11 protein-coding genes are annotated in these 12,501 nt (G+C 72.9%); 2 read left to right on the top strand and 9 right to left on the bottom strand.

Going from position 1 to position 12,501, the window contains the following annotated elements:
* Positions 1-21 precede the first annotated feature (21 nt).
* Complete coding sequence (locus AC5P09_RS30015) at positions 22-900, top strand: MBL fold metallo-hydrolase (protein WP_493876879.1); 879 nt, start codon at positions 22-24, stop codon at positions 898-900.
* Here AC5P09_RS30015 and AC5P09_RS30010 read toward each other — a convergent pair.
* The 9 genes from AC5P09_RS30010 to AC5P09_RS29970 all read right to left on the bottom strand — a co-directional run bounded on the left by AC5P09_RS30010 (position 839) and on the right by AC5P09_RS29970 (position 11,453).
* Positions 839-1,645 (bottom strand): thioesterase II family protein, encoded by an 807-nt coding sequence (locus AC5P09_RS30010; RefSeq protein WP_493876878.1) that lies wholly within the window; start codon positions 1,643-1,645, stop codon positions 839-841. The two genes, AC5P09_RS30015 and AC5P09_RS30010, sit on opposite strands and share 62 nt — an antisense overlap.
* Complete coding sequence (locus tag AC5P09_RS30005; RefSeq protein WP_493876877.1) at positions 1,642-2,751, bottom strand: alpha/beta fold hydrolase; 1,110 nt, start codon at positions 2,749-2,751, stop codon at positions 1,642-1,644. The genes AC5P09_RS30010 and AC5P09_RS30005 overlap by 4 nt, the downstream gene beginning before the upstream one ends.
* Entirely contained in the window at positions 2,748-2,987 is a 240-nt protein-coding gene (locus AC5P09_RS30000) for a hypothetical protein (protein ID WP_493876876.1), read from the bottom strand. Before AC5P09_RS30000 ends, AC5P09_RS30005 begins: the two co-directional genes overlap by 4 nt.
* Positions 2,984-3,223, bottom strand: a complete 240-nt coding sequence (locus AC5P09_RS29995; RefSeq protein WP_493876875.1) for a phosphopantetheine-binding protein — start codon at positions 3,221-3,223, stop codon at positions 2,984-2,986. The genes AC5P09_RS30000 and AC5P09_RS29995 overlap by 4 nt, the downstream gene beginning before the upstream one ends.
* Entirely contained in the window at positions 3,220-5,154 is a 1,935-nt protein-coding gene (locus AC5P09_RS29990) for an HAD-IIIC family phosphatase (RefSeq protein ID WP_493876874.1), read from the bottom strand. Before AC5P09_RS29990 ends, AC5P09_RS29995 begins: the two co-directional genes overlap by 4 nt.
* Complete coding sequence (locus AC5P09_RS29985) at positions 5,151-6,173, bottom strand: 3-oxoacyl-ACP synthase III family protein (protein WP_266451672.1); 1,023 nt, start codon at positions 6,171-6,173, stop codon at positions 5,151-5,153. The genes AC5P09_RS29990 and AC5P09_RS29985 overlap by 4 nt, the downstream gene beginning before the upstream one ends.
* Entirely contained in the window at positions 6,173-9,220 is a 3,048-nt protein-coding gene (locus AC5P09_RS29980; RefSeq protein ID WP_493876873.1) for a type I polyketide synthase, read from the bottom strand. The genes AC5P09_RS29985 and AC5P09_RS29980 overlap by 1 nt, the downstream gene beginning before the upstream one ends.
* Positions 9,217-9,552 (bottom strand): acyl carrier protein, encoded by a 336-nt coding sequence (locus tag AC5P09_RS29975; RefSeq protein WP_307679291.1) that lies wholly within the window; start codon positions 9,550-9,552, stop codon positions 9,217-9,219. Before AC5P09_RS29975 ends, AC5P09_RS29980 begins: the two co-directional genes overlap by 4 nt.
* 71 nt (positions 9,553-9,623) lie before the next feature.
* Positions 9,624-11,453 (bottom strand): fatty acyl-AMP ligase, encoded by a 1,830-nt coding sequence (locus AC5P09_RS29970; protein ID WP_493876872.1) that lies wholly within the window; start codon positions 11,451-11,453, stop codon positions 9,624-9,626.
* Between the two features lie 300 nt (positions 11,454-11,753).
* On the opposite strand from AC5P09_RS29970, the gene AC5P09_RS29965 reads away from it, so the two are divergent.
* A complete protein-coding gene (locus AC5P09_RS29965) occupies positions 11,754-12,473 on the top strand; it encodes a 4'-phosphopantetheinyl transferase family protein (RefSeq protein ID WP_493876871.1) in 720 nt (239 codons plus the stop codon).
* The last annotated feature ends 28 nt before the right edge of the window (positions 12,474-12,501 follow it).

Here is a 12,501-nt window from a genome sequence, read left to right as displayed (position 1 = left end):
CCCACGGACCAAGGGAGTTCCATGCCGACGATCGACATCCTCCTGCCCGGCTTCGCCATCGACACCGACCAGGGCTATCCCGCCTTCTGCGGGGTGTTCCTGGTACGCGGCCCGGACGCCGCCGGACGGGACCGGAACATCCTGGTCGACGCCGCCCACGTCGGCCGCCGCCCCTTCCTGTGGAACGCGCTCGCCGTACACGGCCTCGACGCCGAGGACATCGACACCGTCGTCCTCACCCACGCCCACTGGGACCACGTCCAGAACATCGACCTGTTCCCACAGGCCACCCTGGTCCTCCACCCCGACGAGCGCCGGTACGCGCACACCCCGCACGCCAACGACTGGGCCACGCCCGCCTGGACGGGGCTGCTCCTCGAACAACTCCCCGTCCGCGAGGTCACGGACGGGGAGGAGATCATCCCGGGAGTGGACGTCATCGCACTTCCCGGCCACTCGCCCGGCAGCATCGGCGTGATCGTGCAGACCGAGCCGGGACGGGCCACCATCACCGGCGACGCCCTGCACTTCGCGTACGTCGCCCGCACCAAACGCAACCCCCTGGTCTTCTGGGACGCCGATCAGGCCGCCCGCAGCATCGAGCGGGTCCTGACCGTGTCCGACGTCATCTACCCGGGCCACGACCGGCCGTTCCGGCTCACCTCGGACGACGACATCGACTACCTGGAACCCTTCGCGCTCACCCTGACCGGACTGCGGCCCCACACCCGGGGACTCCGCTTCGCCGACGCCTCGTCACGGCCGCTGTGGGTCATGCCGGGAGTCCAGGAGCAGCGCCCGCGCTACGAGAAGAACGCCGACGAGATCCAACGCCGCATCAGCCGGGTGCCGAAGGTGGTGCGCCCCGTTCCGCGAGAAGCCGGGCCAGCGAAGAGCTGAGCCGGTCGAAGAACGGGTCGGGCTCCTGGCGTGGAAAGAAGTGACCGCCGGGGACGGTCGTCATGCGGAAGCTGTGCGCGTACCGCCCCCAGGCCCGCATCGCGTCCGGGGCGACGAGCGGGTCGTCGACGCCCGCGAAGGCCTCGACCTGGAGCGGCAGCCGGGCCCCCTCGTCGTCCGGGTCCGGCAGCCCGGCGCGCCGGTGGGTCGCGCAGATGCGCAGGTCGTCGCGGAGGATGGGCAGCAACACCCGCAGCCAGTCGTCCCGTCCGAGGAACTGCGGACTCAGACCGCCGAAGTCCACCAGCAGACGCGCCAGTTCACGGTCGTCGTACCGGTCGGCCGACGGCAGCGTCGACGACACGTGCGGCGCCGCGTACGCCCCGAGGAACAAGGCCTCGGGAGGGCGGCCGCCCTCCCGCAGCCGGGCCGCCGTCAGCGCGAAGGCCACCATCGCGCCCATGCTGTGGCCGTAGGCGGCCCAGGGCCCCTCGTCGAGCCGGGGCCCGAGCTCGCGTCCGAGAGCCTGGACGGCCTCGCCCGCGTCCTGGAAGCGGGGCTCGCGGTAGCGTGCCTCGCGGCCCGGCAACTGCACCGGCAGCACGTCGACATCCGACGGCAGGCGCCCGGGCCACGCGTTGTAGAACGAGGCGCCGCCGCCCGCGTGATGGAAGCAGAACAGCCTGAGCCGGGCGTCCTCGCGGGGCGCCCGGCCGAGGCAGGACACCGCGGCCGTGGTGGTCATGCAGGGGCTCCGGCCGACGTACCGGCGAGGCGGCGGCGGGCGCGCAGGACCCGTACCCGGGCCGAGGCGGCCCGGCGTACGCCGTTCGCCGTGCCGGCCATGCGCAGCGCCTGCGACAGCAGCCACAGCCGGGTCTCGGCCGCCTGCTCGGGCCGGGTGCCGAGGGCGTCGTTCTCCACCAGGCGCAGGTGCGGCACGGTCCGCTCCAGCAACCGGACGTCGGACGGCGGCGCGACCTCGTCGTCACGGCTCGCGGCGTATGCCACCGGGGTACGCAGCCGGGCGAGCTCCGCCTCGTCCATGCCCCAGTCGGCGAGGGCGGCCGGGAGCCGGTCCACCGGCGTCCGCATCACATGCGACAGGGCCAGCGTCAGCAGGCGGGGCAGCGGCGTGTGGTTGGCGGCGCGGAGGAAGACGTCGCGCACCGGGGCCCCGGCGGTGGCCAGTCCGCGGATGCGGTCGTCCTCCAGCGCGTGCCGCAGGGCGAGGTGCCCGCCGAAGCTCAGGCCCACGACACAGGTGCGGGAGGCGTCGGCGGCGCGGCCGAGCAGGTCGACGAGATGGATGAGCATGCGCGTGCTGTCCGTTCCGTAGGTGAGGGTGTTCTCGCCGACGCCGGGCAGTTCCGTGACCACGACGGCCGCGCCGAGCCGGTCGGCTCCGGCGAGCACCGGGGCCCACTGCTCCTTCGTACTGGTGACGCCGCCCAGGACGAGGATGAGCGGGAGCCTGCTGCGCTGGGACAGCCCGGCGGCCCAGCAGGCGAAGCCCGCCCCGTCGAAGGGCAGATCGAGCCGGGAGATGCCGCGGACTCGTTTGCGCCAGCGGTCGAAGGCCTCCACACCGCCGGTCTGTGCCGCCTGCCGGGCGGGCCCGTCGACGTACGGGAAGCGGGCCATCGTGTAGTAGCGGACCGCGTCCAGATCGCGGCCGCGCGCCTCGGCCGCCTTGGCGAGCGACGACCACTCGCGGGTCCAGCCGCCGGGGTCTTCGCCCTCGGCGTCCTCAGTGACGTTCCGCAGCACCCGGTGGACGACATCCCCGGGGATGCCCTGGGCGTACGCGTGGGGGAGGGCGAACCTCCGCAACTCGGTCATGGGGATCATCGGGCCGTTCCCTTCTCTTCGAAGACGGCGGCCTCTTCCGGGACAACGGATGCGCCGTCGGCCTTCGGCCCGTCCCCACCGCCGGTGACGAGGCGGGCGAGCCCGGCCCGCATCCGCCTGCCGAGGCCGGGGGAGAGGACGATGTCCAGCCGGGTGTCGAGGAACAGGGCGTGGAAGTGCAGGCAGGCCTCGGGTTCGGCGGATACGGATGCGGGATCGGCCTGGGGCGTGGTCACCGGCCCACCACCACGTCGTACATCTGCCGGAACGTCCGGGTCTCCAGCAGGTCGACCACCGGGATGGGCCGGCCGACGAGGTTCTCCACTACGGTCACCAGCCGCAGCAGGAGCACCGAGTCCCAGTCGGGGAAGTCGTCCAGGGGCCGGTCGAGGTCCTCGGCCCGGATGGGCAGGCCGAGTTCCTCCTCCAGGAGGGTGCGGAACTCTTCGGCGTCGGCGAGGGCGGTGGTCATGTGAGGTCTCCGTCGAACGGCCCGAACGCGGCCTGCAGCCGCAGATGGGCGGGGGCGGGGGCGATGTCGCCGAGGTCGTGCCGGAAGGCGACGGCGTCGGGATGGTCGGTGCCGGTGCCGGTGATGGCGAAGCCGTGCTCGGCGTAGAACGAGGCGAAGGCGGAGTTGCGGGGCGAGGGCACGAAGCGGCCGGTCACGGCGCTCGCGCCGATGTCCCGGGCGAACTCCAGCACCGCCGCGACGCAGGCGCTCTCGATGCCCCGGGAGAACACCCGGCAGCTGAGGACGAGGTTGTCGATGCGCAGCACCTCTTTGTCGCGCCGCAGGAACAGGGCGCCGACCAGGCCGTGGTCGCCGAACCGGTCGCGCGCCCGCACCGCCAGCACGTACTCTCCGGGACGCTCCATCCGCTCCGCCACCTGGGGGACCTGCAGGCGTTCGGTGGCCAGGTGGAACTGGTTGGTGCGCAGCGTCAGCTGGGAGACCCGGGCGAGCTCCGACTCCTCGGGCGGGCGCAGGACGACCTCGAGTCCGAGTCCTTCGAGATAGTCCTGGTACGAGCCGACGTCCTCGCGGAACTCCTGCCGCAGGGCCTCGGTGCGGTAGCGGCCGGCCCGCTCCAGGTCGGCCTCGGTGAGCTCGAACAGGTCGAACCAGCCGTCGGCGAGCAGCGCCGAGGGGTGCAGGGCGGGCTCCTCGTCCACCCTCACCACGGCGACCTCGGGCAACTGCTCGGCGACCAGCCCGCACTCGAAGAGGCTGTCGTCGACGAAGACGAAGCTGTCCAGGCCGAGCCCGAGCCGCTCGGCGATGTCGCGGAGATTGTCGTGCTTGGCCTTCCAGTTGGCGTTGACGCGGACGAAGTCGTCCTCGCGCAGCATCATGGCCGGATGGGTGCGCAGCGTCTCGCGCACCGTGTCCGTGTCGTTCTTGCTGCTGACCGCCAGCAGCACGCCCTGCGCGCCGAGTTGCCCGATCACCCGCTGGAACTCCTGGAAGGCATCGCCTCTGAGACCGGCACCGAGTTCGACGCCGCCGGCTCCGTCCTCGCCGAGGACCCCGCCCCACAGCGTCCCGTCCAGATCCAGCACCAGGCACTTGCGGGTGCGTCCCAGGCGGGCGCGGACGACGTGGGCGGCTTCCCGGGCGTAGGCGGCCAGCAGCGCGTCGGACAGCCGGGCCCGGGCGTACTGCGCGGTGCGGGGATCCCACGCGGGAACTCCTTCGGCCAGCAGCGGATCGAGGTCCACGGTGACCACTGAGGGGTACTGCTCGGCGAGGGACAGCAGCCCGTGGTTGAAGTCCCGCCACACGGCGCCGAGCCGGGCGCGGGAACGCAGGTCGACCAGCTGGTGGGTGTGACGGCGGTGCAGCGGCACGGTGTTGAGGACGAGCAGGCCCCGCCGGGCCTCCTGGTGGGTGCGCACGGCACCGGCGACGAGCGAGAGCCGGGCCCGTGCCGCGGCCTCGACGTCCTCGACCCGCCAGGGCACGGTGACGTCGTCGAACACCATGTGCGCGTCGAGCAGGCAGAGCGTGAGCTGGGGCTGGTCGTCGCCGGCCGCCGCGGGCCGCATCAGATCCTGCAGATACGAGCCGTACGGCGCGACCTTCGCCTCCAACAGCAGTCCCTGGCGGGCCAGTTCTGCGGTCAGGGGGGCGACCACCGGGGCCACCGTGGAGTGGCCGGTGACGCCGACGGTGACCACCGGCACGTCGGCGTGGCGGCACACCTCCTTGGGGTCGAGCCGGGCCAGCAGCTGGCCGGCGGCCGGCAGGTCGGCCGCGGGCATGCGCGCCAGCAGGGCCGGTACCCGCGCGTACTCGGCGGCGAGCGTGCCCGCCCGGCGCAGGGCGCGCAGGGCGCCGAGAGCCTGCGGGTCGTGCCAGGCGCCGGACGCGCCGAGGGTGGGGTTCTCGGTGTCGGTCATGACCGCTCCAGCGCGATACCGGACTTGATCCACTTGCTGGACTCGATGGCGACCGCGATCGCGCGCCCGGGACCGTCCCACTGCCGCAGCAGCTCGGCGAGCTGGAGGAACGGCAGGGCGTTGCCGTTGTTGCCGACGGTGCGCACCACGTTGACGCGGCGGGCGTCCGGGGCGGGCATGCCCGCGGAGATGCGGTCGCTCATCCGGCCGGAGAGCTGCGGGGGCAGCAGGAAGTCCACCGCGCCGGCGCCCCAGCCGAGGTCGTCCAGGAGCTCCCAGAACATCTGCCCGGCCATGACCGGCACCGCCTCCTCGATCGCCTTGTAGTCCTCGAAGACCGCCGTGCGGTCGCTGTGCCGGTCGCCGAGCCCGAACCAGTCGATGACCTGGCCGGGTGCCCGGCCCAGGCCCACCAGCCGGTTGAGCACCTGCCGGATCTCGATGCCCTCGCCCATGGCCTCGGTGCTGAGCACGGCCGCGCCGGCCCCGTCGCCGAACAGCACGTAGTTGACGAGTTCGGCGGAGGTACGGCTGCCCGGGTCGAAGTCCGTCTCCAGATGCTTGGCGCACACGTCGCCGCCGATCACCAGCACGGTGGCGCAGCGCCCGGCCAGCAGCAGGGTGCGGGCCACGTCCAGGGCCTGTACGGCACCGGCGCAGCCGGACTGGAGCTGGTACGTGGGCACGTTGTCGATGCCGAGCCGGTCCGCGACCAGGTTCACCGTGGCGGGCATCAGATGGTCCGGGGTGGCGGTGCCCATGACGATGCCGTCAACGTCGCCAGGCTCCAGGCCGGCCTCCGCCAGCGCCCGGTCGGCGGCGGTCGTCGCGATGTCGGCCAGGCTGTGCCGGACCTGGCCGGTCGCCAGGTCGACGGCGAAGTACCGGCTGGTGTTGCCGATGAACATCTCGGCCCAGGTCTCGTCGACGCCGACGAGCTTGGCCAGCGTCGCGTTGTCCACCGGGTCGCCGGGCAGGCAGGTGCCGACCGAGGCCAGGTACGCGGTGGGAGGCGCCATCAGCGTGTTCCTTCCGGAGTCACGGGTACGGGGGTGGCGGAGCTGTCGTCGAGTTGGCCGCGCAGGTAGCCGACGAGGTCGGACACGGTGCGCAGGCTGGCGAGCAGGTCCTCGATCGGGAGCGGTCCGAGCTGCGGCAGAGCGTCCTCGATCCGGGTCTTCAGCTCCATGACCCGGATCGAGTCGAAGCCCAGGTCTTCGTGGAGCCGGTCGTGGTCGTGCACCTGTGCCGGGTCGTGCCCGCCGACCCGGCACACCAGACGCCGGGTCAGGGCGGCGAGGGAGTCGGGCAGGTCCCCCGCCGCTGCCGACGGGGACGATTCCCCGCGGTCCGCGCCACTCGGTACCGCCGTGGTGTCCGCGCCAGGGGGGACGGACAACGCGGACGGTTCCACAAGCCTCGGGGCGGCGCCCGAGCGCCAGGACCGGAACGACTCGTCGAACAGGTACGGCGGCAGCCGACGGGGCACCCGGTCCGCATCGGCGTACAGCAGGTCCCAGTCCGGGGTGAGACCGGCGCACCACAGCTCCCCGAACAACTCCTGGGGGCGGTGTCCCGGGGCGTGCTCGCCCGGGTGCGCGCTGTGCAGGCTCACGGCATGGTCCCCGTCCGCCCGCAGCCGCGACAGCAGCGGGGTGAGCACCGCGCGCGGACCGATCTCCACCACATGGGTGACACCCGCGGCGAGGAGCGCGTCCGCGGCCTCGGCGAACCGGACCGGGTCGGTGATCTGCCGCGCCCAGTAGTCGGCGTCCATGGTCTCCTCGCCGCTCAGCTCACGGCCGTGGACCGTCGAGAACACCGGAAGGGCCGGCCGCCGGTCGGACACGTCCACGCACTCCCGGCGGAACTCCTCGACCACGGGCCGCATCAGCGGCGAGTGGAAGGCATGGGAGACGGTGAGCCGCCGCACGGGCGCCTTGCGCTCGGCCAACTCCGCTTCCACTGCCGTCAGTTCGCCCAAGTCCCCGGAGATCACCGTGCTGCGCGGGCCGTTGACCGCGGCCACACCGAGGCGTTCCCGCCCCACCAGCAGCGGCTCCACCTCCGCCACGGCCAGGCCCACCGCGAGCATCCCGCCGTCCTCGGGGAGCTTCTCCATCAGCGCCCCGCGCCGGGCGACCAGCCGCGCCGCGTCCGCCACGTCCAGCGCCCCGGCCGCACACGCGGCGGCGAACTCGCCGATGCTGTGCCCGATCACGTACGACGGCCTGATCCCGGCCTCGATCAGGGTGGCGGCCATCGCGTACCCGACGGCGAACAGCGCCGGCTGCGCCAGCCGCGCACGCTGGACCTCCGCGTCGCCGTCCAGTACCAGGTCGCGCACGGACACTCCGGTGTGCCGGGCGATCAGCTGGTCGATCTCGTCGAGGTGGCGCGCGTAGGCCGGGCACGACCGGTACCAGGACGCGGTCATACGAGGGTGCTGGGCGCCCTGCCCCGTGAAGGCGAACGCCACCGACGGCACGCCACGCCGCCCGCCGTCCTCCCGCGCGGTCTCCTCGGCGTGCTCCGCGGCCTTGCGCAACCCGGCGACCAGCGTGGGCAGATCGCCCGCGGCCACGGACGCCCGGTGCGGCAGCCGGGACTTGACGCGGTTGCTGGTCCAGCACGCTTGCGCCAGCTGGTTCCCGGGACGGCGGGCCAGGGCATCGGCCTGCGCCAGCAGGTTCGCCCGCAGCCGCTGCGGGGTGCGGGCGGAGACCGTGAACACGCCCGGCGCCGCGGACCTGCCGCGGTGGACCGCGCGGGGCGCGGAGGCCAGTACCGCGTGCGCGTTGCTGCCGCCCATGCCGAAACTGCTCACCGCGGCGTGCACGGTCCCGGACGGCAGCTTGAGCGGCGACCTCAGCAGGGACAGCCGCCGCCCGGACAGGTCCAGCCTCGGGTTCTCGTCGTCCGCGAACCGGCTCGGCGGCACCGTGCGGTGGTGCAGCGCGAGAACGGCCTTGATGAGCCCGGCGATCCCGGCCGCGCCCTCCGCGTGCCCGAAGTTGCTCTTGACCGAGCCCAGCGCGACGCTGCCGCCGCTGCGGCCACTGGTCAGCTCACCGAGCGCCTGGGCCTCGATGAAGTCGCCGAGCAGGGTCCCGGTGCCGTGTGCCTCCACGAAGCGGACGTCGTCGGCGGTGACGCCGGCCCGCCCCCACACGGACTCGATCAGCTGCTGCTGCGCCCAGCGGTTGGGCGCCGTGATGCCGTTGCTGCGCCCGTCCTGGTTGATCCCGGTCTCCTTCAGCACGGCGTACACCGGCTGACGGTCCGCCAGGGCGTCGCTCAGCCTGCGCAGCACCAGCACCGCCACGCCCTCGGCCCGGCCGATCCCGTCGGCCGAGGCGCTGAACGGTTTGCAGCGGCCGTCCGGCGCCGACAGGCCGGCCTGGTTGTAGAAGATGTTGATGACCGGCGTCATGATCAGGTTCGTGCCGGCCGCGAGGGCGTGGTCGCACTCTCCGGCGCGCAGCGCGTTCACCGCGAGGTGGACGGCGACGAGCGAGGAGGAGCAGGCCGTGTCCACCGCGAGGCTGGGGCCCTTGAGGTCGAGGTGGTACGAGACGCGGTTGGCGCCCATGAAGTAGCCGTTGCCCAAGCCGTGGCGGGCGGTGATCCGGTCGTAGTCGGCGAGTTGCAGGAACGCCCACTCGTTGGCCATCACACCCACGAACACGCCGGTGTCGGTGCCGGCCAGGTCCTGCGGGGCGAGCGCGGCGTCCTCGACGGCCCGCCACGCGCACTGCAGCAGCAGCCGTTGCTGCGGGTCCATGGCGGCGGCCTCGCGCGGCGCGATCCCGAAGAAGCCGGGGTCGAAGGCGTCGGGGTCGGCGATGAAGCCGCCGCGCACCGTGTTGCTGCGGCCCGGCGGCCGGGCCTCCTGGGCGTTGTGCGGTGAAACGGCGTGGTAGCGGTCGGCGTCCCAGCGCTGTTCGGGCACGCGGTCCGTGCCGTCGCGTCCGTCCATGAGGAGCGACCAGTACTCCTGGGCGTCGCGGGCGCCGGGGAAGCGGCAGTCGAGGCCGACGACCGCGATGGGTTCACGCTCGGTCATGAGGGGGCCTCATCGTGCTTCGCCTTGTCGGCCAGGCGTTCGGCGAGGTGACCGGTGATCGCGTGGACGGTCGGGAAGTCGTACGCGATGGTGGGAGCGACCGGGAGCCGGTAGCGCTCCTCGATCTCGCCGCAGATGCTGATGGCCGCGACCGAGTCGATGCCGTAGTCGGCGAGCGGGGTGTCGGGGTCGACCTCGTCGGGCGCCCGGTGCAGGTGGAAGGCCACCCGTTCGGTCAGCCACAGGTCGAGGTCGGGAGCGTTCCCGTGCGGCACGGAACGCTCCACGGGCCGGCGGGCCGGGGCGGTGTGCGTGGTGGGGGCGATGCTCATGGCCTACTTCTCTCTCGGAACTCGAACTCGAACTCGAACTCGAACTCGGACTCGGACTCGGACGGCAGTTGTCAGTGGCGGGGCGCGACAGCGGCGGTGGGCCGGGGCGCCGCGTCCGTGGCGGGCAGCAGGGCGGCGACCGCGGGTTCCAGGCGCTGGTGCAGCACGGGCAGGCCGCCGTCGAGGAAGAGCCGCCGCATGAGCGTGCGCTGCGTCTTGCCGCTGGTGGTCTTGCGGATCACCCCGGGCCGGACGAGTACCACGTTCACCGCGGGCAGCTGGAACTGGCGGCTGAGCAGCGCCTGCACGGAGGCGGCAAGGGGAGCGAGGGTCTCCTCGTCACCGGTCGCCTGGGGCCTGAGCTCCTGCACCACGACGACGTGGGTGCGGTCGGACGCCTCGTCGGTGACGCCGAACACCGCGCCGCCGCCGCGCCGGAACGCGTCCCCCGACTCCTGGACGGCCTGCTCGATGTCCTGCGGGTAGAGGTTGCGGCCGTGCTGGATGAGCATCTCCTTGATCCGCCCGGTGACATAGAGCTCTTCGTCGAGCAGGGCCCCGAGGTCGCCGGTGCGGAAGTATCCGGCCCGGCCGTCCGCCGTCGCCGCCTGGAAGGTGCGGGCGGTGAGTTCGCGCCGGTTCCAGTAGCCGACGGCCACCGACGGTCCGCGCAGCCAGATCTCGCCGACCTGCCCGTCGGGCAGTACCCGCAGGGTCATCGGGTCCACGATCAGGACCTCGGTGTCCTTCGGGCGGCCGCAGCCGACCAGGGTGCGGCTCGGGTGGTCGGTGCGGGCGGGCCGCAGCTCGTCCTGTTCCAGGGACTGGGCGTCGACGGTGAGTTCCACGGGCGGCGCGTCGGGGTTGTTGCCGGAGACCAGCAGGGTGTTCTCGGCCAGGCCGTAGCAGGGCAGCAGGGCCTCGGGGCGCAGTCCGTTGCCGGCGAAGCGCCGGACGAAGGCGCGCAGGGTGTCGGCGCGCACCGGCTCGGCCCCGTTGAGCGCCACCCGCAGGCTGGACAGGTCCAGGCCGGCCGACTGCTCCTCGGAGACCCGCCGGACGCACAGCTCGTAGCCGAAGTTGGGCGAGGCGGTGCCCTCCACCCGGTAGTCGTGGATCATGCGCAGCCAGCGGGCCGGCTGTTTGACGAACGAGATCGGTGACATCTGCACACTGGTGCCGCCCACCCATAGCGGGTGCAGCGTCATGCCGATGAGCCCCATGTCGTGGTAGAGCGGCAGCCAGCTGCCCGCCACGACACCCTGTGGCGTCTTCATGGCGGAGCGGATGGCCTTCTGGTTGGCGGCGAGGTTGGCGTGCGTGATCATCACGCCCTTGGGTTCGCTGGTGGAGCCGGAGCTGTACTGGAGGAAGGCCACGTCGGTGTCGCGCACCCGGGGCGGGGTCCACAGGTCGGCGTCGGCCCCGTCGGCCTCGCCGTCCTCGTCCGCGCCGGTCGACAGGCACATCACGTCCTGCTCCCCGGAGGCGGCCAGCCAGGCGCCGATCGCCTGCCGGTATGCGGGGAGGGTCAGTACGGCGCCCACCTTGGCGTCCTGCAGGATGCTGCTGACCCGGGCCAGTCGTTCGCCGGGTTCGTCGGGCAGCGGGGCCGGAATGGCCGTACGCCCGGCGTAGAAGCAGCCCAGGAAGGCGGTGACGAAGTCCAGCGTCGGTGGGTAGAGCAGCAGGACCGGGCGAGAAGGGTCGCCCTTGGTCGCGTGGCGCAGCCGGGCGGCCACGACGCGGGCCCGCCGGTCCAGTTCGGCGTAACTGAGCTCCTCGGGCCGCATCCCCAGGCCGTCCTCGTGCAGGTACACGAAGGCGGCACGGTCGGGATGGCGGTCCACGCCGGTTCGTACGGCGTCCGTCAACGTTCGGGGGTCAGGCTGGTGCGGCACAGGCTGTCCTTTCCGCGGTCGGTGACCGGTGCGGCATGGAACCTTTCGGGAGGCACCGAGTGCCACCCGGTGACCTCAGCCTTGGGGTGCCGTGAAAAGGAGACGTAAAGCGAAAATTGGTGCGCACGTCACGGGTTCGAGGTTCCCCGGACGGCCGTCGCCCGAGCGGATACAACGGTGGGTACACGGAGCGGCACATTCGGTGCTGGCACGCAGTGCCTGGCGAAGACGTGAAGGAGACCGATGGTGGATCCGGACGCCCGAACCGAGGGGGAGTCGGTCCCCGGAAGGTCCCTGCCTGTGGGGCCCGGGCCCGCGGCGGGCCGGCGCGCGGTCCGTGAGGCCGTGGTGCGGCACGGTTACGCGGTCTGCCACGGCCGCCTGGACGAGTGGGGAGAAGGGGGAGGGGAGACGGTCTCGGCAGCGCGTGAGGTGCTCGGCCCGGACTGGCCGCGCTACCGCACCGCACGCGAACCACTCGTACGAGCACGGCTGTTGGGCTCCCGGCTGCTGCTGCGGCACGTGGTGGCGGCCGTGGCCGGCACCGAGCCGGGCCGGGTGGCCGTGGGCCGCGACGGCCGCGGGCGGCCGGTCCTGCACCGGCCCGCCGGACTGGACGTGGGCATCAGTCACACGGCCGGGATGCTGGTGGTCGGGGTGGCCCGCGGTCGCCGGATCGGAGTGGACGTGGAGGCGTCGGACCGCTCTTTGCTGGCACCCGGACTCGCCGAGAAGTTCTGTCATCCGGAGGAACTGGCGGAACTGAGCGGGCTGCCGCCGGCCGAGCGGAACCCGAGACTGGTCCGCCTGTGGACGCTGAAGGAGGCCTACACGAAGGCACTCGGCGTCGGCCTGGCGCACGACTTCTCCCGCCTGCGCCTGCGGCCCGAGCCGCGGGGCGGGGGCTGGCGGCTGGACCGAACAGCAGGCGGCTGGCACTTGCGCTGCGAACAGGTCGGGCGCTTTCTCGTCGCCGGCGCGCTGGGCCGGGAGGGCGGGTGGGCCGACGGCGCGCCGTGACCGCAGGACGGCTGTTCGGTAACGCGCC

It is taken from the genome of Streptomyces sp. a15, assembly GCF_059026085.1.
This window is presented reverse-complemented; position numbering and strand designations above follow the sequence as displayed.

What these genes read in the sequence shown, in the direction of transcription:
- AC5P09_RS29975 (WP_307679291.1), bottom strand. Translation starts at nt 9,552, where the DNA reads ATGAGCATCGCCCCCACCACGCACACCGCCCCGGCCCGCCGGCCCGTG.
- AC5P09_RS30010 (WP_493876878.1), bottom strand. Translation starts at nt 1,645, where the DNA reads ATGACCACCACGGCCGCGGTGTCCTGCCTCGGCCGGGCGCCCCGCGAG.
- AC5P09_RS30005 (WP_493876877.1), bottom strand. Translation starts at nt 2,751, where the DNA reads ATGATCCCCATGACCGAGTTGCGGAGGTTCGCCCTCCCCCACGCGTAC.
- AC5P09_RS29980 (WP_493876873.1), bottom strand. Translation starts at nt 9,220, where the DNA reads ATGACCGAGCGTGAACCCATCGCGGTCGTCGGCCTCGACTGCCGCTTC.
- AC5P09_RS30015 (WP_493876879.1), top strand. Translation starts at nt 22, where the DNA reads ATGCCGACGATCGACATCCTCCTGCCCGGCTTCGCCATCGACACCGAC.
- AC5P09_RS29990 (WP_493876874.1), bottom strand. Translation starts at nt 5,154, where the DNA reads ATGACCGACACCGAGAACCCCACCCTCGGCGCGTCCGGCGCCTGGCAC.
- AC5P09_RS29995 (WP_493876875.1), bottom strand. Translation starts at nt 3,223, where the DNA reads ATGACCACCGCCCTCGCCGACGCCGAAGAGTTCCGCACCCTCCTGGAG.
- AC5P09_RS29985 (WP_266451672.1), bottom strand. Translation starts at nt 6,173, where the DNA reads ATGGCGCCTCCCACCGCGTACCTGGCCTCGGTCGGCACCTGCCTGCCC.